General features: G+C 42.4%; 26 protein-coding genes and 1 tRNA gene. 17 read left to right on the forward strand and 10 right to left on the reverse strand.

All coding sequences use genetic code 11. The features are described 5' to 3' along the window. Positions 1 to 21: 21 nt before the first annotated feature. The gene (locus tag ABWV45_RS01110; RefSeq protein ID WP_353347817.1) at positions 22 to 2,751 is read right to left on the reverse strand and encodes a bifunctional acetate--CoA ligase family protein/GNAT family N-acetyltransferase; all 2,730 of its coding nucleotides are present in this window, start codon (positions 2,749 to 2,751) and stop codon (positions 22 to 24) included. A 78-nt stretch (positions 2,752 to 2,829) separates the two neighbouring features. Here ABWV45_RS01110 and ABWV45_RS01115 point away from each other — a divergent pair, with 78 nt between their 5' ends. Further along, complete coding sequence (locus tag ABWV45_RS01115; protein ID WP_353347819.1) at positions 2,830 to 3,756, forward strand: histone deacetylase family protein; 927 nt, start codon at positions 2,830 to 2,832, stop codon at positions 3,754 to 3,756. 59 nt (positions 3,757 to 3,815) lie between these two features. On the opposite strand, the gene ABWV45_RS01120 is transcribed toward ABWV45_RS01115, so the two are convergent. Next, a tRNA-Ser gene (locus ABWV45_RS01120) sits at positions 3,816 to 3,906 on the reverse strand. A 197-nt stretch (positions 3,907 to 4,103) separates the two neighbouring features. Here ABWV45_RS01120 and ABWV45_RS01125 point away from each other — a divergent pair. Genes ABWV45_RS01125 through ABWV45_RS01150 form a run of 6 tightly spaced genes read left to right on the forward strand, consistent with a single transcriptional unit; the run spans position 4,104 to position 7,194 of the window. Then, on the forward strand, positions 4,104 to 4,784 hold the full coding sequence (locus ABWV45_RS01125) for a Bax inhibitor-1/YccA family protein (protein ID WP_353347821.1): 681 nt from the start codon (positions 4,104 to 4,106) through the stop codon (positions 4,782 to 4,784). A 55-nt stretch (positions 4,785 to 4,839) separates the two neighbouring features. Continuing rightward, a complete protein-coding gene (gene tusD, locus ABWV45_RS01130; RefSeq protein ID WP_353347823.1) occupies positions 4,840 to 5,229 on the forward strand; it encodes a sulfurtransferase complex subunit TusD in 390 nt (129 codons plus the stop codon). Further along, entirely contained in the window at positions 5,229 to 5,603 is a 375-nt protein-coding gene (gene tusC / locus ABWV45_RS01135; RefSeq protein ID WP_353347825.1) for a sulfurtransferase complex subunit TusC, read from the forward strand. Before tusD ends, tusC begins: the two co-directional genes overlap by 1 nt. Beyond that, on the forward strand, positions 5,604 to 5,882 hold the full coding sequence (gene tusB / locus ABWV45_RS01140; RefSeq protein ID WP_353347827.1) for a sulfurtransferase complex subunit TusB: 279 nt from the start codon (positions 5,604 to 5,606) through the stop codon (positions 5,880 to 5,882). A 2-nt stretch (positions 5,883 to 5,884) separates the two neighbouring features. Then, the gene (locus ABWV45_RS01145) at positions 5,885 to 6,199 is read left to right on the forward strand and encodes a TusE/DsrC/DsvC family sulfur relay protein (RefSeq protein ID WP_353347829.1); all 315 of its coding nucleotides are present in this window, start codon (positions 5,885 to 5,887) and stop codon (positions 6,197 to 6,199) included. Beyond that, positions 6,199 to 7,194 carry a glycosyl transferase family protein gene (locus ABWV45_RS01150; RefSeq protein ID WP_353347831.1) on the forward strand — a complete coding sequence of 332 codons (996 nt, stop codon included), beginning with the start codon at positions 6,199 to 6,201 and terminating at the stop codon, positions 7,192 to 7,194. The genes ABWV45_RS01145 and ABWV45_RS01150 overlap by 1 nt, the downstream gene beginning before the upstream one ends. Before the next feature lie 16 nt (positions 7,195 to 7,210). Here the strand turns inward: ABWV45_RS01150 and ABWV45_RS01155 are convergent, their stop codons facing one another. The 3 genes from ABWV45_RS01155 to ABWV45_RS01165 all read right to left on the reverse strand — a co-directional run bounded on the left by ABWV45_RS01155 (position 7,211) and on the right by ABWV45_RS01165 (position 8,117). Then, the gene (locus ABWV45_RS01155; RefSeq protein ID WP_353347833.1) at positions 7,211 to 7,369 is read right to left on the reverse strand and encodes a cell developmental protein SirA; all 159 of its coding nucleotides are present in this window, start codon (positions 7,367 to 7,369) and stop codon (positions 7,211 to 7,213) included. Positions 7,370 to 7,432: 63 nt separating this feature from the next. Next, on the reverse strand, positions 7,433 to 7,663 hold the full coding sequence (gene tusA / locus ABWV45_RS01160; protein ID WP_353347835.1) for a sulfurtransferase TusA: 231 nt from the start codon (positions 7,661 to 7,663) through the stop codon (positions 7,433 to 7,435). Next, the gene (locus tag ABWV45_RS01165) at positions 7,656 to 8,117 is read right to left on the reverse strand and encodes a hypothetical protein (protein WP_353347837.1); all 462 of its coding nucleotides are present in this window, start codon (positions 8,115 to 8,117) and stop codon (positions 7,656 to 7,658) included. The genes tusA and ABWV45_RS01165 overlap by 8 nt, the downstream gene beginning before the upstream one ends. Positions 8,118 to 8,233: 116 nt before the next feature. On the opposite strand from ABWV45_RS01165, the gene ABWV45_RS01170 reads away from it, so the two are divergent. The 4 genes from ABWV45_RS01170 (at position 8,234) to ABWV45_RS01185 (ending at position 11,699) form a co-directional block, all read left to right on the forward strand. Continuing rightward, positions 8,234 to 9,988 (forward strand): proline--tRNA ligase, encoded by a 1,755-nt coding sequence (locus ABWV45_RS01170; RefSeq protein WP_353347839.1) that lies wholly within the window; start codon positions 8,234 to 8,236, stop codon positions 9,986 to 9,988. Continuing rightward, positions 9,988 to 10,566 carry a lytic transglycosylase domain-containing protein gene (locus tag ABWV45_RS01175; RefSeq protein WP_353347841.1) on the forward strand — a complete coding sequence of 193 codons (579 nt, stop codon included), beginning with the start codon at positions 9,988 to 9,990 and terminating at the stop codon, positions 10,564 to 10,566. Before ABWV45_RS01170 ends, ABWV45_RS01175 begins: the two co-directional genes overlap by 1 nt. 61 nt (positions 10,567 to 10,627) lie before the next feature. Beyond that, positions 10,628 to 10,993 (forward strand): group I truncated hemoglobin, encoded by a 366-nt coding sequence (locus ABWV45_RS01180; protein ID WP_353347843.1) that lies wholly within the window; start codon positions 10,628 to 10,630, stop codon positions 10,991 to 10,993. Between the two features lie 103 nt (positions 10,994 to 11,096). Then, the gene (locus ABWV45_RS01185) at positions 11,097 to 11,699 is read left to right on the forward strand and encodes a CBS domain-containing protein (RefSeq protein WP_353347845.1); all 603 of its coding nucleotides are present in this window, start codon (positions 11,097 to 11,099) and stop codon (positions 11,697 to 11,699) included. 4 nt (positions 11,700 to 11,703) lie between these two features. On the opposite strand, the gene ABWV45_RS01190 is transcribed toward ABWV45_RS01185, so the two are convergent. Next, the gene (locus ABWV45_RS01190; protein WP_353347847.1) at positions 11,704 to 12,984 is read right to left on the reverse strand and encodes a YihY family inner membrane protein; all 1,281 of its coding nucleotides are present in this window, start codon (positions 12,982 to 12,984) and stop codon (positions 11,704 to 11,706) included. On the opposite strand from ABWV45_RS01190, the gene arsC reads away from it, so the two are divergent. From arsC to ABWV45_RS01205, 3 genes are read left to right on the forward strand one after another with little or no spacing between them, the layout of a single operon-like run. Then, on the forward strand, positions 12,964 to 13,311 hold the full coding sequence (gene arsC / locus ABWV45_RS01195; protein WP_353347849.1) for an arsenate reductase (glutaredoxin): 348 nt from the start codon (positions 12,964 to 12,966) through the stop codon (positions 13,309 to 13,311). The two genes, ABWV45_RS01190 and arsC, sit on opposite strands and share 21 nt — an antisense overlap. After that, positions 13,311 to 13,907 carry an NAD(P)H:quinone oxidoreductase gene (gene wrbA, locus ABWV45_RS01200; protein WP_353347851.1) on the forward strand — a complete coding sequence of 199 codons (597 nt, stop codon included), beginning with the start codon at positions 13,311 to 13,313 and terminating at the stop codon, positions 13,905 to 13,907. Before arsC ends, wrbA begins: the two co-directional genes overlap by 1 nt. Beyond that, the gene (locus ABWV45_RS01205) at positions 13,908 to 14,270 is read left to right on the forward strand and encodes a DUF2069 domain-containing protein (protein ID WP_353347852.1); all 363 of its coding nucleotides are present in this window, start codon (positions 13,908 to 13,910) and stop codon (positions 14,268 to 14,270) included. 36 nt (positions 14,271 to 14,306) lie between these two features. Here the strand turns inward: ABWV45_RS01205 and ABWV45_RS01210 are convergent, their stop codons facing one another. Next, entirely contained in the window at positions 14,307 to 14,534 is a 228-nt protein-coding gene (locus ABWV45_RS01210; protein WP_353347854.1) for a hypothetical protein, read from the reverse strand. A gap of 34 nt (positions 14,535 to 14,568) precedes the next feature. On the opposite strand from ABWV45_RS01210, the gene ABWV45_RS01215 reads away from it, so the two are divergent. Continuing rightward, entirely contained in the window at positions 14,569 to 15,075 is a 507-nt protein-coding gene (locus ABWV45_RS01215; RefSeq protein ID WP_353347856.1) for a hypothetical protein, read from the forward strand. Here the strand turns inward: ABWV45_RS01215 and hda are convergent, their stop codons facing one another. From hda to ABWV45_RS01230, 3 genes are all read right to left on the reverse strand, one after another. Then, positions 15,076 to 15,783, reverse strand: coding sequence for a DnaA regulatory inactivator Hda (gene hda / locus ABWV45_RS01220; RefSeq protein WP_353347858.1), 708 nt, complete (start codon positions 15,781 to 15,783; stop codon positions 15,076 to 15,078). Further along, a complete protein-coding gene (locus tag ABWV45_RS01225) occupies positions 15,783 to 16,853 on the reverse strand; it encodes an AI-2E family transporter (RefSeq protein ID WP_353347860.1) in 1,071 nt (356 codons plus the stop codon). Before ABWV45_RS01225 ends, hda begins: the two co-directional genes overlap by 1 nt. 103 nt (positions 16,854 to 16,956) lie before the next feature. Beyond that, the gene (locus tag ABWV45_RS01230; RefSeq protein ID WP_353347862.1) at positions 16,957 to 18,042 is read right to left on the reverse strand and encodes a DUF2066 domain-containing protein; all 1,086 of its coding nucleotides are present in this window, start codon (positions 18,040 to 18,042) and stop codon (positions 16,957 to 16,959) included. Between the two features lie 177 nt (positions 18,043 to 18,219). Between ABWV45_RS01230 and purM the strand changes: the two genes are divergently transcribed. Together purM and purN are read left to right on the forward strand one after the other, a co-directional pair. Next, positions 18,220 to 19,275, forward strand: coding sequence for a phosphoribosylformylglycinamidine cyclo-ligase (gene purM / locus ABWV45_RS01235; protein ID WP_353347864.1), 1,056 nt, complete (start codon positions 18,220 to 18,222; stop codon positions 19,273 to 19,275). A gap of 5 nt (positions 19,276 to 19,280) precedes the next feature. Continuing rightward, positions 19,281 to 19,946, forward strand: coding sequence for a phosphoribosylglycinamide formyltransferase (gene purN, locus ABWV45_RS01240; protein WP_353347866.1), 666 nt, complete (start codon positions 19,281 to 19,283; stop codon positions 19,944 to 19,946). Positions 19,947 to 20,030 lie beyond the last annotated feature (84 nt).

The raw sequence follows: 20,030 nt of genomic DNA on the forward strand, positions 1-20,030 counted from the left end.
AAGCTCATAGTTCAAGCCAGTTTAACTTTTGCTTTTGTGTAAGTCCAATAGCTTGATTCTTTGCCATTCATGCTCTGGCTTATTCATAGATAAGCGGATTTCGAGCACATTATTATCAACATACCTCATAATGCTAAAACCTAGCTTTTCAGCCAGCTTTAGCATGGGTTTATTATCTGATAATACCGTGCCTTTCATTTCAAGCGTGCCTTTATTGGTACAATAATCAATCATTTTGGACATGAGCGCCCGCCCCATACCCAAACCTTGAGCGTTATCGCCAACTAATACCGAAAACTCAGCTTGTAAGGCATCGGCATCTGTCCACGTTCTTACAACACCTAAAATCTCGCCTTCTTTATTAAGTGCCACAAACGCCATTTCTTGCTGATAGTCAATCTGGGCAAATAATGCCAACTCACGATGCCTAAAGTTTCGTCTAGAGGTAAAAAAGCGGTAACGTATGGATTCTACACTTAGCTGCTCATGGAACACTTTTAATTCAGGTTCATCCTCACCCCTAATAGGTCTAAGAAGTACCTCTTTATTGTCACGTACTTTTATTATTTCTTCGTATTCTGCAGGGTATGGCTGAATACATAAATTATGCCTAGGCCCTATGTCTGCCGCCATACCCAATATTTTCGCACCCTCAACAGGATGCAAAATCACATTAAGCTCACAACCCTTGATGTTTGGTAAATCTATTGCCATCTGCGAAAGACTAATTAGCATTCCGGCAAGCTGTTCAACGTCTCGATCAAAATGGCGACTACGCTCTTGGAGTACACGATAGATATGGGTTTTTGACATTAATTGCTTGGCTAATACATCATTCAATGGAGGGAACTGAACCTGTCTATCCGCCATAATGTTCGCCGCAGCTCCGCCGCCGCCAAATATAATAACCGGGCCAAATGTCGCATCACGAGTTATACCCATACTATATTGGGTGGAAATTTCTCCACTTCTCATGGGCTGAATCGAGTACCCGTGAACCTTACTACCAACAAAGCGTTTTCTAATTTGCGAACGCAATTCTTTGGCTGCTATATCTAGCTCTTCGCTGTTTTTTATTCCCGTGATAACGCCACGCCAGCGATCCCTTGGATTGTCTCCATATGCAAATGGGTGACAATACTCCTCATGTATAATTTTCATGGCGGCAGGATACTTAACATCAAGCGTGTAAGGATCAAACCCTTCAGATAAGAAATCGGTCTTTACTTGCTTGAGCCCATAACTCTCCAAGATGGTATAAATTTCTTCTGCGGTTAAATAATCTCGCTGCTGGAAAAGCGCTTGATCAACCAACTGCTGACACATTATTTTATCAGCCTGAATATCCTCAATCACAGATGAAGGGGTTTCTCTAAGTAGCTCGTGGTTTCGCTGATGGCGAACCATATGCATAAAAGCTTTTACGGCTCTATCAGGGGTGTCATAGGTTGGTATACCTGCATCATCAAACATATGTCTACTACGCTCTACCGACGCACCGCCCATCCAACTTGTGACTAAGTTTTTATGATAAAACTTGAAGTGGTGCACCACAGCATTAGCCACATCCTGACTATTGGTAACTGACTGAGGAGAAAACAACACTAAAATTGAATCAACCCCTCTATCGGCCTCAATAATTTCCAGAACTTTTTTATAAACGGTAGGATCAGCTTCTGGCGTAATATCAATAGGGTTCGATTGAGACCAATACTCAGGCAATATTTCAGACAATTTGGCTATAGATTCTTTTGAAAGCTGAGCCAGTTGTCCTCCTTCGTGAATCAACCTGTCGACCGCTAAAATAGCCCCACCAATACCATTAGCAACAATGGCAAGGCGCTCACCTTTTAAAGGACGCATACGAGTAAGAGATTCAACCGACTCAAATAACTCTTCAGTACTATCAACACGCAAAACACCTGCTCTTAATAATATGGCTTCATAAACCATATCCCTATGCCTAAGCCCCTTAGGGATTGGCTCGACAGGTGCTTGAGATTGAGGAAATCTAGAGCTTTTAATTGCCAAAACAAGCTTGCTACGCGATGCATTTCTAACAGCACGCACAAAAGATAGAGCGTCAGCCACCTGCTCTAAATGCAGCATAATTGCCTTAACTTGCCTTTGCGTTGATAGATAATCAATTGTGTCAGGCATACTGACATCCGCGCTATCACCAATGGTCAAGAAGTGTGAAAAGCCAATCCCTCTTGCATAGGCCCAATCCAAAAGCGCACTAGCTAAAGTCCCCGATTGCCCTAAATAAGCAACCTTCCCCGGCAATGCATTTATGTGAGAGTAACTGGCATTTAAGTTCAACTCTGGAATTATTAAGCCCAAGCAATCCGGCCCCATGATTCTAACGCCATGCTCTCTGGATAATTTTCTAATGGGATGTTTGGATGGCCTAAATTGCTCAGCACGTTTACGCGAAATACCACCAGTGAGAATCAGTGCAGCACGAATATCATGCTTACCAAGCTGCTTGATGATTTTTTCAATGGCATTTGCTGGCGTACAAATAATAGCCAGACTTATATCTTTAGGAAGCCGCCCAATCTTAGAAACACAAGGCACACCATGAACAGACTTATGACGCCTAACATTTACCGCATAAACAGAACCCTTAAACCCACCGGCTTTAAGATTTTGAATAACAGCACCACCCATGTTTGAACTTCTTTCTGAAGCCCCAATAACGGCAATTTTGGATGGTTCAAAAAACCGCTCTAACCAACGAGTACCCATAAATCCCTAATAAAAGGTGTTAACTAACAATTAATTGAGTTATATAGACTTATTAAACAAGCCTCAAGTCATAAGTGCATGTCATCCACATTATTTATACATCACACACAGTTTGATCAGCATTCTGTTCCGCCAGATCATCCAGAGAGCCCTCTTCGCAGCTTGGCGGTAGAAACCCGACTAAGGCAATCCGGTCTATGGCAGGACCTTGCCATACAACATGCAATAAGCACCAACAAAGACATGTTTAAGCTAATTCATAAACCAGGGTACATAGACCAGCTATATCAAATCAGTCCAAACAAGGGAATGATTTATGCCGACCCAGATACACCCTTAACATTTGACACCCTAAAGGCAACCGAAGAAGCAGCAGGCTCAGGCATGCAGGCTATTGATCAAATACTCACAGGCAAGTTTCGTAATGCTTTTTGTGCTATCAGGCCTCCTGGGCATCATGCTGAACCTAATAAAACTCTTGGTTTTTGTTTTGTTAATAATATCGCCCTTGCCGCTCAATACGCACTGACAAAACCTGAAATCAATCGTGTTTTAATATTTGATTTTGATGTACATCAGGCAAATGGCACCATAGAAATATTCAAAGACAGAGAAGATGTCATGGTGATCAGCAGCTTTCAGCACCCTTACTTCCCTAACTCCCACTGGAATGTTCAATCCAGCAATATAATTAACATCCCCCTTGAAGCAGAAACAGCCAGTACCAAGTTCAGACGCATCATTGAACCTAAATTCATTTCAGCAGCTTCTAAATTCAAACCCGACCTTGTATTAATCTCTGCAGGCTTTGATGCTCACACAGATGACCCTATGGGTGAAATTGATCTAATTAAAGATGATTACTTTTGGCTAACAAAATTAGCGATGAGCATTGCTAAGGATTACGCCAAAGGGCGTGTTATCTCGATGCTTGAAGGTGGGTACAACTTGGAATCACTTGCTAATAGCGCCCATGAGCACATCAGAGCACTAAGAAACCTATAAATTTACGAACTTATAAACGAAAAAAACCAGACCCTTTCGGATCTGGTTTTTAAAATAAATGGCGGAGGAGAAGAGATTCGAACTCTTGGACGGGTATTAGCCGTCGCCGGTTTTCAAGACCGGTGCTTTCGACCACTCAGCCACCCCTCCGCTGTGAGCGAGACGCATATTACTCTTTTCAGAATTTGTGTCAACCAATTCTCTAAAAAAATCTTACATTTTAGTAACTTAGCAAGAAACCATATGAAATATAGGCCTTTAAATAGATACAAGAATGCTTGAATTTCCTCGCAACAACTCTATTATCTGCCTTAGATAGTTAACATAATAAACTGGAGCAACAAAAAATGGATCAGCAAACTCTTGCCCATCAGCAAGTCGATACATCCGGTGCCCTAAAGGTACTGCGTAACACTTATATGCTACTTGGTATGACACTGGCCTTTAGTGCTGTAACTGCTGGCATTTCAATGAGCCTGAATCTTGGCCACGGCGCAGCGTTAATCATGTCCCTAGCTGCCCTTGCTATTGTTTGGCTTGTATTACCAAAAGTTGCCAATTCTGCAGCCGGCCTTCCAGTTGTATTTTTATTTACAGGCTTACTTGGTGCCTCACTTGGCCCAATTCTTAATCGCTACCTTGCCATGCAAGGCGGCACTGAGATTGTCATGCAAGCACTTGGTGGTACCGCCATCATTTTCTTTGCGCTGTCTGCTTACGTAAACACCACTAAGAAAGACTTCACGTTTATGCGTGGCTTCCTAATTACTGGCCTTATCCTAGTAATCGTTGGTGCAATCGGTGCCATGATTGCCTCTTGGGCGTTTGGCGTTGATGTTTCTGGATTCTCACTAGCTATCTCTGGTGCTGTAGTCTTATTAATGTCTGGCTTTATCCTATACGATACAAGCAGCATCCTACGTGGTGAGCAAACCAACTACATTATGGCAACCGTTGGTCTATACCTTAATATTTACAACCTATTCACTAGCCTACTTCACATTCTAGGCGCAACAAGCGACGATTAATCTTAATCTCGGTTTAAATCAAGGAGGGGCAACCCTCCTTTTTTAATGAAAAAATATGAAATTTTCTTTACTAGTACTAGCCAATCCTTACTCATCTCAAGGCAGCTTAAGCGCGTTAAAATTTGCAAAGGCCGCTATCAATCAAGGGCATGAGATTTATCGTGTGTTTTTTTATCACGATGGTGTTCACAGTGGCTCAAACTTACAATCGCCAGCACAAGACGAATTAAACATACAAGCAAATTGGTCAGCATTCTCTAAAACACACAACACTGATTTAGTCATCTGTATTGCCGCCGCTTTAAAGCGTGGTGTGTTAAATCAAGAAGAAGCCCAGCGCTACGAGAAAAACCAATTTAATTTGGATGATGCATTTGAACTTTCCGGACTCGGTCAATTACTCGACGCCCAGATACACTCTGACAGAGTGGTAACATTTAAATAATGGACACATCTACCCACATTCATGACATTTTAATCATTCAACGCCACGCACCCTATGGCTCAAGTTTGGCCAGAGAAGGTATAGACTTTGCCCTAACCAGTGCCGCATATGAACAAAACATCAGTATTCTGTTTAGTGGTGACGGTGTATTTCAATTATTGGAAAACCAAAACAGCAAAAATATACACTTAAAGAATCACAAAGGCGCATTAGAGGTTCTCCCCCTATACGATATTGAACAACTATATGCAGTTAAAGAAGACATGGAAGCACGCAATATAAATGCAGGCGATATCCTTAGCATTGCAAGCATCATCACCCGTAAAGAAAGCAAGCAGCTCATTCACCGCCATGAAAAAATTCTGGGGTTTTAAATGATTTTACACCTCATTCAAAAAAGCCCTTTTGAGAGTGACGTATTTACTCAATGCACAAACGCAGCCATTGATGGCGACAAAGTCTTACTCATGCAAGACGGTGTTTATGGCATCCAGCATAATGATATTTTAAACAGTGGATTTGATATTTATGCCCTGACAGATGATATACAAGCCCGCGGACTGAATATATCCTCGTCTAACATCACACCCATAAATTATGAAGAGTTCGTCTCCCTTTGCAGTAAAACCAATAGCTGCATTAGCTGGTATTAATTATGGATGCATCACTGTTTGACAAAGACGGCTTTCTAAAAGACCTAAACATATGGTCTGAGTCTCTTGCCCATGAAATAGCCCAAAGTGAAGGTATCCAACTTTCAAATGAACACTTAGAAATCATCCATACTCTAAGGGCTTTTTATCAAGCGCACGAAGTAGCTCCTGCCAACCGCCCTTTTGTTAAACTAATAAAAACCGAATACGGCCCTGAAAAAGGCAACAGCATCTATTTGATGACTTTATTCCCAGAGAGCCCAGCTAAAATTGCCGCTAAAATTGCCGGACTCCCGAAACCTGCGAACTGCTTATAATGACCAATATTGAACACCCTTTTGCACAATATGTACGCATCCTAGGTAAGGGCCGTAAAGGCTCACGCTCACTTACTTATGATGAAGCGCTTGCCGCTATGAGCATGATCCTCAACGGTGAATCTGAAGATGTGCAACTAGGCGCATTCATGATGCTATTACGCGTCAAAGAAGAAAACCACGAAGAACTCGCTGGCTTCACTCAAGCCACTAAAAACCATATTCAAAGTAGCATTCCAAGCCATATTAAAGCCGATTTAGATTGGTCTAGCTACGCAGGTAAACGCAGGCAATTACCATGGTACTTACTTTCATGCCTTGCACTTGCCGACAATGGCATAAAGATTTTCATGCATGGTGCAGATGGCCATACCGCAGGCCGCATATACAGCCAAGCTGTACTTGAGTTTCTTGGTGTAAAAGCAGCAACAAACTGGAACCAAGTAGAAAGTGACCTCAATGGATCAAACTTCAGCTTCATGTCCATGAAACATCTATGCCCTGAACTGCAGAGCATTATCGACTTACGAAATACATTTGGCCTGCGCTCACCTGTACACAGTTTTTCAAGACTACTTAATCCTTTAAACTGCGCATATGTAAGCCAAGGGGTATTCCACCCTGGTTACGGCCCATCCCACCAACAAAGTGCGCAACTACTGAATTATAAGCGCCTTTCAATTCTAAAAGGTGAAGGTGGAGAGTGTGAAATGAACCCTGACAGCATTGTAAAAATGCATCACTGTTTTGATGGCGAACTAATTGAAGAAGAATGGCCAGCCATTTTCCCACGCCGGCATGTGAAGCCAGAGACATTAGATCTGTCTGAACTTAAAACAACTTGGAAAACACAAAACAACGAATACGGCATTGGTGCAATTTTAGGCACACTGTCTTATACCGCAAGACTCATGGGGAAAGGGATAACTCAGGAAGAATGCATGAACCAAGCAAAAATTTGGTGGGAAGGCAGAAACAAAACGCGATTCAGTTAATCCATAAAAAAGCCGCTTAATCAGCGGCTTGTTCTAATAACTCTAACAGCCGTCTCGCTAAAGCTTCAAATGCAGCGGCCTCATCATTATCTTTGCTGGCGCTTAAACTAAACAACATACGTTCAATTTCATCGCGACTCATATACTGGATAGTCACAGGGTTTAATAAAGACATACACCAACCAACTTAACACTGTATTTAAATACAGTACTTTACCGTATTTATTCTATTTTGCAATTAAGGCTTTTTAATAAAGAACTCTAAAGCGCCATTTACTTCTTGCTGCAAAATCAACTCATAACCCAAAAAGCTGCAAAACTTAGCAATATCCCGTTTTGTAGATGGATCAGTGGCTAACACTTTTAATACGTCGCCAGCCTGCATTTCTTTCACTTTTACATGAAGCATCATAACTGGCTCAGGGCACATTAATCCCTTCGCATCCAACTCATGAGAAAAATCAGTCATTATTCGCCTTATTCTTACAACTTGGACAAATTTGCGCTTCAGCTGAAGCCAACCAGTGAGACTTTATCATACCTACTAAAGCATCAGCTTGTGTATCCAAGCCGAAATCAATGAACTCCAATTGCGTCACCTCAGAGCAACAATCACAGGTAATATTCGCAACCTTTATATCAAACTGAGACTGACTAGGCCCCTCACATAAAGCACTCCAGCCATCAATAGGAGTAATCAATGCGTTCACTTCTAACACCTTAACCCTCATGCTCATTTGCTGAGCACCTTTTAACGGCAACTCCAAATAACTTTTCAACTGAGGCTTCTGGCCTTTGGCTTTTATTTCAAATTCACCGGGAATTTGACTTGTCACACCCAACAATGGCAGTAAAGACTCATCTTGATTAAGCCTTACCTTACCCGCAGGGGTTTTTGTGTATATAAAATAATCAATCATCATGAAAGAATTGTGTCGAAGGGCCGTGCAGCATACAATTTGCGATTATTTTGTAAAGTGGCAATCTTGAGTTTATTTTTCACAAGGCTGTCACACCTATCATCACATATGGATCCACAATGCGCGCTAGTCAGTACCTTATCTCTACCCTTAAAGAATCACCATCTGATGCTGTTGTAATTAGCCATCAACTTATGCTGCGTGCAGGCATGATTCGTAAGCTGGCATCTGGTCTTTATACATGGCTTCCCATTGGCCTTAAAACCCTGCGTAAAGTTGAGGCTGTTGTTCGAGAAGAAATGAATGCCGCAGGTGCACAAGAGCTACTAATGCCTGCCGTTCAACCGGCCGAACTTTGGGAAGAAACTGGTCGCTGGTTCCAATATGGCGGAGAATTACTCAGAATCAAAGACCGTCACAACCGTGATTTTTGTATTGGTCCTACCCACGAAGAGGTTATCACAGATCTAGCCCGTAACGAGCTAAGCAGCTACCGCCAACTACCAATGAACTTCTATCAAGTTCAAACCAAGTTTCGTGATGAAACGCGCCCTCGTTTTGGGGTCATGCGTGCTCGTGAGTTTTTAATGAAAGACGCTTATTCTTTCCATATAAATACTGAGTCTCTAAACGACACCTACGAACGCATGCATCAAGCGTATTGCAATGTATTTACCCGCCTAGGTTTAGATTTCCGCCCAGTAGCGGCTGATACAGGCTCAATTGGTGGCGCCCTTTCCCATGAATTTCATGTATTAGCCCAATCTGGCGAAGATGATATCGCTTTTAGCAATGAATCAAGTTATGCCGCCAACGTTGAGCTTGCTGAGGCACTAGCCCCTAACATTGAGCGCCCGTCACCTAGCGCATCACTTGAAACAGTGGAGACGCCAAATCAGCACAGCATTGAAGAAGTAAGTGCATTCTTAAACATCCCGTCTAATTCGATAATTAAGACACTTATTGTAGAAGGAGACATTTCCGATGAAGACAAAGCGGCAGGTAAAAAACCTGAATTAGTAGCGTTAGTGGTTCGCGGCGACCATGAACTTAACGATTTAAAAGCTGAAAAGTTGGCGGGAGTCGCTTCACCATTAGAATTTGCAAAAGAAGAAGATATCATTGAGCAACTTGGTTGCAAACCGGGTTCTATCGGCCCGTGCAACCTAAATATTGAGGTCATTGTCGATCGTAGCGCAGCCGTATTAGCTGACTTTGTTTGTGGTGCAAATCAAGACGGCAAACATCTTAGCGGCACTAACTGGGAGCGTGACGCTCAAATCTCACGTGTTGCAGATATTCGTAATGTTATTCAAGGGGACCCTAGCCCAGACGGCAAAGGGACAATTGAAATTAAGCGCGGCATTGAAGTGGGCCACATCTTTCAATTAGGCAACAAATACAGTAAAGCGTTAAATGCGACCGTACTAGATGAAAATGGTAAAAGTGTGACCATGGAAATGGGCTGCTATGGCATTGGGGTATCGCGTGTTGTTGCTGCTGCCATTGAACAAAACCACGATGACCGTGGCATTATCTGGCCAGAAGCCATTGCCCCTTTCCAAGTATCCATTGTGCAAATTGATGCAAACAAATCAGAAGATGTAATCAACCTATCCGAATCACTATATGAGCAACTTACCGATTTAGGTATTGAAGTATTCTTAGATGATCGCGACAAAAAAACCAGCCCTGGTGTTAAATTTGCTGATGCAGAACTAATGGGTATTCCGCATCGCTTTGTATACAGCTCCCGTGGATTGAAAAATGGAGTCATTGAATACAAGGCTCGCGCACAAGATAAAAACGAGGCAATCGAACTTAAACATGAAGATGCCCTTAATCACATTAAGTCGATTCTTGGTATTAAATAATGCAGCGCCTTGTTTTAGCCTGCCTTTTTTCATTATTAAGCCACTTCGCACACAGCGAAGTGGATGCCGAGCTAAGACAACACCTAAAACAAGCCATCAATACTAGCACTAGTTTTAATGATCGATTTGATGCTGAAGTCTGGATGGTTGATATGTCGTCCAGACTAAAACGCTATATTAAGGATAAAAGCTTTCGTATTGAGTTTCTAAAGCACCTGCATCACAGCGCATCAAAACACAACCTGCCACCAGAGATGGTCTTAGCATTAATACAGATTGAAAGTGCATTTAAACCTTATGCTATTTCATCCGTTGGCGCTCAAGGCTACATGCAAATCATGCCCTTCTGGCGCAATGAAATTGGTCGACCTCATGACAACCTCATGTATTATAAAACTAATATTAACTATGGATGTGCCATTTTGGCCCACTACCTCAAAAAAGAAAAAGGCAACTGGACTCGCGCTTTAGCACGCTACAATGGGAGTCTAGGTAAAACTTGGTACCCAGAAAAAGTCATGAATGCTTGGCAAAAGCGCTGGTTTGTTAAAAACCTATCCAAAGCTCGCCATCAATAATTGCAATTAGCCATAGCTTCAACTATTCCTTATATAAACCATATTAAGGAAGAAAATTGGCATGACCTCTCTTTATGAAAAAATAGGCGGTGAAAAAGCAGTAGAAGCAGCCGTAGATATTTTTTATAGCAAAGTTATCAATGACCATGCCCTATCACACTTTTTCGACGGCATAAGCATTGAGCGTCAAAAAAGAATGCAAAAATCCTTTCTAACAGTTGCCTTTGGTGGGCCGAACAACTACTCAGGTCGGGGAATGCGTGCCGCACACGCACGTCCAGTAGCGCTTGGATTAAATGAATCGCACTTTAATAAAGTGGCCGAGCACTTACAAAAAACCCTTTTAGAGCTCAACGTCCCCTATGACCTCATACAAGAAGCCATGAATATAGCGGCTTCCACCAAAGCGGATGTATTAAACCTATAAAACTCAACTCGGCAAGTACATTTCGTTACTAAAGATTACTCAAGTTTTGCAGCATTGTGACGGTTTTTAGCTATGATTAAATTGTGCTTGCGGAGGATTCACAATGCTAGAAAACTATAAAATCATAAAATTTAGTAAGCTTGATACCCAACCCAATCCAATAATGCCAGACAGAGGCTATAAAGATCTTACTTTAGATGATTCAGCAATATCAGTTATGACAGATCATCGTTTAGAAAAAGCCCCCATTTGCAACACCAAAACACCTCTAGATACAGCCACAAAATTAATGGCTCAAGAAAAAACCAATATGTTACTTGTAAGCAATGCCCATGATCAAATTGTGGGTCTCATTTCTTCTGCCGACATTTCAGGGGAAAAACCAATCAAGTACATTAAAGAAACAAAAAAGAAGCGGGATGATATAAAAGTGGGCCACCTAATGACCCCCATAGAAGTAATGCCTGTACTAGATATACAAGATGTACTTAATGCAAAAATTGGAGACATCTTGCACACCCTGAATGACATTGGTAGCGAATACATTTTAGTCACCACTATAATTGACAATAAATACAGTATTCGCGGCATATTCAGTGCGCGTAAAATCGCACGCTCACTTAATATATTTTTCAGCCCAAGCCCTGCTGCCAAAACTTTTGCCGATTACAGCAGAGCCTTACATGAAAGCCAGCACATTCATTAAATTCTTATATAACATCAAAGATAGGCAGTTCCAACACTGCCTGCTTCTGTTTTCTTATATCGCGAAAAATAGGCTTAAGTACATCAAACCAAACTGTACCATTCTTAATCACGGTGAATTGATCTAACTTATATCCATATAAGATTTCGGTTAATTCAGCCACGGATTTTTCTTTTAAATTTATCTTCAAATAAAAATGTGTTGAACTCTCATCGAGCCAACCTTCCACTAAAAATAAATTTAAAACAACCTGCCAATCATCAATATTCACCAAATTTAAAGCTTTTGTCAGAGCCTCTTTATCTAAGCCACTTTTTTTATCGCATTCTTTTAGTTTTTGTAAAATCAATAATGCCCAATCAAGCTGGGTCGCTTTTTCACCAACCAGCTCCTTTTTTACAAATGGCATTGCCCTAACCAGCTCCGCCCCAAATAAAACCACTGACCATGCCAGAAAAATCCACATCAAAAACAAAGGTACAACTGCAAACGCACCATAAATCAACTGATAGGACGGTGATAAAGCAACCAAAGACACAAAGCCTGATTTACACAACTCTAAAACTAAAGATCCAATTACCCCACCTAAAAGCGCATGCCAGAATACAACATTCGTATTTGGTAAAAAAAAGTACATTGCACTTAAAGCAACCACAGAAATAATGAACGGCAAAAAACTAAACAACAGTTGATTCACATGAAATACAGAGTCCACGTGATCCAACCAAATTGCTGAACTCAATAAATAACTTGTCACTAAAAAAGCGCTGCCTAGTAAAATTGGCCCTAAAACAACCATCAACCAATAAAACAACACTCGTTTGCCGGCCCTTTGAGAATTCACACGCCAAATATGATTAAATGATTTTTCAACTGTCAGCATTAAGCTAACTGCACTAAAAACTAAAATCCCCAAACCAATCCATGTTAATTTCTTTGCCTGCTGGGAAAATCCACCTAAATAGCTTTGAAGCGCTTCACCAGAAGTGGGTACAAAATGCTGAAACACAAAGTCATGAAAAGTATCAATAAATGAGGTGTACTGAGGGAACCATGTGAGCATGACATATCCAGAGGTCATTAATGGAACAACTGCAAATAGCGTCACAAATGTCAGCTCAGCTGCATTCCTACGGTTTTGATTGCGCTCAAAGCGCTTAATGACAAACCAACAAAACTTTAAAAACTGGTGCACTTTCAACCTCGCACAAAACCATATATTTAGTACAATACGCCTTTTATATAACTTTGTAATGGGTACAGTATGACGATTCAGATATGGCACAACCCGCGCTGCTCAAAATCAAGAGAAACCCTGTCCTTACTTGAAGGAACAGGTATCACCCCAACTGTTTACCTTTACCTAGATAAACAACCAAATGCCTCACAAATTTGCGATATTTTAGCCAAATTGGGCATTACCCCTAGAGAATTACTTAGAAATTCAGAAGCAGCTTACAAGGAACAAAACCTCAAAGATAAAACGTTAAGTGATGAATACTTAATTAACGCCATGGTAAACCAACCTAAATTGATTCAACGCCCTATCGTTATAAATGGTAATCAAGCCAGACTAGGCCGACCACCTGAATCTGTACTGGAGATACTATAGTGGCCTCGCCATACGTTTTAGTACTTTACTACAGCCATAAAGGAGCCGTGGCTGCCATGGCTGAACAAATGGCCCGTGGCATCGAAAGATCAGGCATTGAAGCACGCATACGCACGGTTCCAAGCGTATCAAACGACACTCAAGCAAGTCAGGCTGACATTCCAGATGACGGCCCATTGTTTTGCACAGAAGATGACCTTAGAAACTGTAGCGGCCTTTTACTAGGTAGCCCGGTTCGCTTTGGCAACATGGCAGCTGCACTAAAGTACTTTTTAGATGGTACGAGCAACTTATGGCTAACCGGAGAGCTGGTCAATAAACCTGCAGCCGTATTTACCAGCTCATCGAGCTTACATGGCGGACAAGAAAGCACTCTACTTTCTATGATGTTACCGCTACTGCATCACGGTATGGTATTAGCAGGCATTCCCTATACCGAACCAGAGCTTATGGACACCCTTTCAGGGGGGACACCTTACGGAGTTAGCCACTATGCAGGAAAAAACAGCAACCTTTCACTAAGCAGTGAAGAAACCGCTTTATGTCAGGCTCAAGGCTTCCGTATTGCAGAACTCGCCAAAATGCTTGAGGCATAAATGACCAAAATCAATATCAACTACTACATTGCTTTGACCTGCTTCTTCCTACAATTCATTATTTTAGGCATCAGCAGCTTTGATCGGCCGGATCTTCAAATAACCGGAGTCTATGATGTATTTCTGGGGATTCTTTGGACAGCCATTAAAGGCTTACCTTGGCTGGTTTTAATACCCGGCTTAATAATGAAAACCAAAAACATCATGGCTTGGATGAGCTATGTGTGCTTGGTTTATTTTATAATCTGGATGTTAGCGGTATTTGGTGCAAGTGGTAGCTCAATGGCAACTCTTGGCGTATGCATAACCTTAATTCAATTTATCACTTCCGCTTATTATACCCGCCTACTTAAGCGTCAATGAAAAATAAAGCCACTCATAAGAGTGGCTTTATAAACTTTAATCAATCCATTCGCTGTCGTCTTCTTCATCTGCCAACTCGGTTATGACAGATTCACCACATTTTTTGCACTTTCCTTCGATCATAATGGTACCATCCTGCTCATATTCAACAGGATCAACCATACCAAGATCGACCTCTAAACAATTGTTACACCAAGTTTGCTCTAAAAAAGCAGCTTGATCTTCTGGGTCACGTTGGTAAAAATCTCGTTCTTGTTTAGCCATTTTAAACTCCGGTTTATTTAGTACAGGATTGTATATGGAATACCCACGTTTTCTAGTCCTTGAAAGCAGTAGTTACGAAGAAGATGCGTATCCGATCGCCGCTTGCTGGTCTATTGCTGATGGACAGCTCAAAGATGTTCTTATTCGCCCAGAAGACGAGTGGGATAAATGGGATGCATCCAATGAGGATAAACACGGCATTACCCGCAAACAAATTGAATTAGTTGGTGAAACCGTTTTGGATGTCATCAGAGAATTATCAGAAGATGTAGACAAACAACCTGTATATGTGAAAGAGCCATATCTGTATCAAAAATGGCTTTCAACATTATACCAAGCTTATGGTGCTGAAGTGCCGTTTGACGTCATTCCTGCGTATGAATTATTTAACATGTCAGAAATGGAACTTGAAGAAGAATTAGAGAACCTCGCCTCTAACCTTTTATTAGACCTAAAAGTCCCGGAAGAAAGAGTGAGAACAAACCTAGAATTATACGCCCGATTATTGGAAGCCGGACTAGTAGAGCCTTATTCGGGGTAACTACCACTGCATCACGGCCTTTACAAAAGGTCGTGTGAGTTTGCGCTGCGCACTTAATGAGGCGTGATCTAACTTTTGCAGTACCTCAAACATGTTTTCCATATCCCCTTCAACTTGCCTAACAACGTATTTAGCCACCTCAGGTGATATTTCTAACCCTCTATTGTGGCCACGAAGCTGTAACACAGACATTTTATATTCTTCGTCTGGGTCATCAAATTCATACACCAATCCCCACTTCAACCGAGATAACAGGTCAGGCAACTCAATACCCAGTTCATCCAGTGAAGCATTGGCGGCAAATATCATACGTCCACCGGCATCACGCATACGATTAAATAAATGAAACAAAGCCTCTTCCCATTGAGCATCCCCTGCAACACATTGAATATTATCAAGGGCGATAACAGGTAAATCCTCTAGGCTTTCAAACACTGCAGGTGAATAGTCAACCAGCTCATCCAAAGGCAAATAAACACTGTTTAAACCATTGGATTGGGCTTCATGGCAAGCGGCCTGAAGTAAATGACTACAGCCAGAACCTAACCCACCACATATATAAATGCTTTGCTCTCCAGATTGAACAGAAGCCAGCTTAATCTGTTCAACGGCTTCTAAGTCTTGCTTAGCATAAAAATTTTCAAATGTTGCTTCGTCGCGTAATTGCACCCTTAAAGGCAATTGCTCGACAACTTGTATTGATGCCATCAACTTTCCGAATAAAACTCTGTATCTTTATAAATTTCGTGAATATGGCGTAAGAGTACCACAATAACTGCCGAAACAGGCAGAGCCAATATCACACCAACAAACCCAAACAACTGACCACCCGCCATAATGGCAAAAATAACGGCTACCGGATGCAGTCCAATTTTATCTCCAACTAATATGGGGGTTAATACAACAGATTCAATAACCTGACCAACCGCAAACACAATTAAAATAAACACCAAGGACCAATCCAAGCCAAACTGGAAGTACCCAGCTAACATGGCGGCAATAATCCCAATGGCAAACCCCATATAAGGGACAATACTGGCCAGACCCGCTATCAGAGCAATAATCAACGCTAGCTTAAGCCCTACCATCCACAACCCCAGACCGTAAATCAAAGCCAAGGAGGCCATTACCCACAACTGTCCGCGTAAAAAGGCGCCAACAACTTCATTACATTCACGACCCAATCGACTAGACGTACCTTGATAGCGCTTAGGCATCAAACCAAGCAGTTTCGCAGTTAAAATATCCCAATCCCTTAGTAGATAAAAACCCACTACAGGCACAAGGGTTAGGTTAACCACAAAGTTAATAAAGCTGCCAGCTGATGAAGTCGCCCGAGCCAAAACAGTGCCGATTAAATCTTGACTCCCTCCCCACTGGCTAACTATTTTTTCCTTAAGGGAATCAACATCAAACACATTCGCCTGCAAAGAAAAGGTCTCAATTAGCCACGGCTGCACAACATGTTTAATCCACTCAAAAACCATGGGCACATGGCCGTAAAGAACCTTTACCTGATGCACAACCAAAGGCACTAAAATGAAAAGCAAAACAAGAAAAAACAAGGTTAAGGCAAAAAAACAAACCACAACGGCCCAAGTTCGGCTTAATCCTTTCAATTCCAGCCTATCAGCTACAGGGTCACCCAGATAAGCTAATAACCCCCCCACAATGAAAGGCATTAAAACTGGTTCAAGCTGATAAATCAGCCAACCTAAAACTAGAACAACCAACGCTGCAATAAGAGGTCTCACAGCTAACGAAGTAGCATTATTCATTGACAGCCTTCCTTATCCAAATATACATATTGCGAGTGCCGCCAACCAAGGTCACAAGCTCTCAACTAAGCCATGGCAAAACTGCCACCTGCCTAATTTCATCTTACGGCTGCCAACTAAACTGTAACGACTCAGCCCGTAGAGGGGCCAAGTCCGACACAACCTCTGCTGCCTCTACTTCAATTTGATTAAGCTTTTTATCTAACTTTAACACCTGATTAAACTGAGCTATGGTTCCATTTAAAGTCACACTTAACGCCAATGTATCACCTTGAACGCTATTAACCACAACATCTTTTGTCACACTCAACTTTTCTAAGTACTTCAATACAGACGCATAACGATTTAAATCCGCTATACCTAAAATCTTTACAGCAATAAGATCACTTTGCGCCAGCGAAGGGCGAATGGCATAAGCATTGGCAAGCACCTCTGCACTGGCACTAACACCCAATAGCATCTGTTCTTTGACACTGTCAGATTCAAATTCATATCGATATTCACGTTCTCTAAAATAAAAGCGCCACTGCCCCACCCAGCGATCATCTGCATTCTTGTACAAGCGCACAGCCGCCACTGAGTCAGCTTCGTAACGAGTACTAGCCTCTTTTATTGGTTCAGCGAACAAGCCCCACAAGCTTTCTTGGGGCAAACGTATAGAGTCTTCTAAATCATAAAGCGGCAATACCAAAGGCACCCCACGCTTATATGAGGCAGCTGCTATGGCATCAGATATAAGACTTTGCTCCCCATCGATAATGACGCGACGAGCATTTTCATCAATCATAGCCCAGAGTAATACAGTGGGACGATTCCCACCCCAAAGTGGCAAATCCGCCTGCTGAACGATTCTTTGAATAGCCTGCCCTTCAAATCGCATATTGAGCCAACTTGAACCAGGAGGAATAGTCTCATCCCATTCGTCTTTCTCAACCGCCTCATAACTAAACTGGTACAAATACTGATCAGCAATACCCAGCGCACGTTTAATCGCCTCGTTATCCGCAGGAATACTAAAGCCACTGACTTTTTGCAAAACCTCAAGCAAGCCAACTTTGGCTCCTTGCTGGCGGCTTTGAACCTGCTGATTAGGCACAGGCACCTTTGAGTCGTATAAACCTGCCACCGGTTTTGACCAAGCAACAGGCACAACCAATAAAAAAGATAAAAAACACGAGAAAATCTTCATAAATAGCCATAAATCCTTCAATTGGCGGGTATTCTGACAAATTACCAAAAAAATGCAGCCCCTATATGTAAATTGTGCCATCAAACACGCAAGTATGATTTATATAATTCTCCTCAAGTGGTAAAATCCGCCACCTTTTTTATTCAACAGATACTTCCCGCACAAAAGGGCCACCACATGAGCGATCAAAACAAGTCATTAAGCTATAAAGACGCCGGCGTAGACATCGACGCAGGTAATGCGCTTGTAAATAACATCAAAGGTGTGGTGAAGAAAACTCGCCGCCCTGAAGTAATGGGTGGTCTAGGCGGGTTTGCTGGACTTTGCAGCCTACCGACCAAATACAAAGAGCCTATTTTGGTTTCTGGCACTGACGGCGTTGGCACCAAGCTGCGCCTAGCCATGGACCTAAACAAACATGACACCATAGGTATCGACCTAGTAGCCATGTGTGTAAACGATCTTATCGTTTGCGGTGCTGAGCCTCTGTTTTTCTTAGATTACTACGCCACAGGAAAATTAAACGTTGATGTAGCTACTAACGTAGTAACAGGCATAGGTGAAGGCTGCTTACAATCTGGCTGCGCACTTGTTGGCGGTGAAACTGCTGAAATGCCAGGTATGTATGAAGGCGAAGATTATGACCTAGCAGGATTCTGCGTAGGTGTTGCTGAAAAAGCCGAGCTAATTGACGGCAGCAAAGTAAAAGCAGGTGATGTAATCATCGGCCTTCGCTCTTCCGGTGTCCACTCTAATGGCTACTCTCTTGTACGTAAGGTAATCGAAGTATCCGGTGCCGACCTAAGCCAGGACCTAGACGGACAATCATTAGGTGACGCCCTAATGGCACCAACCCGCATCTACGTTAAGCCAATCCTAAAAATGCTAGAAACCATCGATGCGCACTCTATTTGCCACATCACTGGTGGTGGCATGTATGAGAACATCCCTCGCGTATTACCTGAAGGCACCAAATGTGTTCTAGACAGCGCCGCTTGGGATCGTCCAGCCGTATTCAACTGGCTACAAGAGAAAGGCAATATCGACTGGCATGAAATGCACCTTACCTTCAACTGTGGCCTTGGCATGATCGTTGTGGTTGATGAAAAAGACGCACAAGCCACCATAGATCTCTTAAACGCCGAAGGTGAAACAGCCACCTTAGTAGGACGCATTGAGCAAGCCAACGATGCTGATGCTCAGGTTATTGTTAAAGGCGTTGACGAGGAATAATTACAGTGCATCCTGAACAAGCAGAACCAGCACGCATTGTCGTACTAATTTCAGGTTCCGGCAGTAACTTTCAAGCTATTGCCGAAGCCTGTAAATCAAAAGAAATCGATGGCGAAATTATCGGGGTCATCAGTAATCGTCCCGGCGTAATGGGCCTTGATCGAGCTAAACAGCTCGATATCCCTTGCAGCGTTGTGGACCACACTGAATATTCAAGTCGAGAAGAGTTTGACGGCAAACTGATTCACGAAATTGAACAGTACGGGCCCGATCTCGTCGTGCTTGCTGGATTCATGCGCATTCTTACACCTGATTTCGTACGTCGTTTCAAAGGTCGCCTCCTAAATATACACCCCTCGCTACTACCAAAATATAAAGGTCTGCACACCCATAAACGGGCTATGGAAGCTGGCGACAAAGAGCACGGGGTTACCGTACACTTTGTCAGTGAAGACCTAGATGGCGGACCCAACATCATTCAGGCAGTTGTCCCTATTCTTGACGATGACAGCGAAGCCAGTTTAAAAACTCGCGTTCAACAACAAGAGCACGTTATTTATCCAATAGCCGTAAAATGGTTCGTAGAGGGTCGCATTACCATGATCAAGGGTGATGCATATTTCGACAGCGAAGCACTACCTGAAACAGGCCTGCAACTTAACGTCAATTAATATAGACATATGTAGCCAGTTACTAGTCACGCACCAGTAACTGCGCTTATACTCGAAATCTACCGATCAAGATGCTTAGGCAGG

It is taken from the genome of Oceaniserpentilla sp. 4NH20-0058, assembly GCF_040371755.1.
Classification (GTDB): Bacteria; Pseudomonadota; Gammaproteobacteria; order Pseudomonadales; family Oceanobacteraceae; genus Bermanella.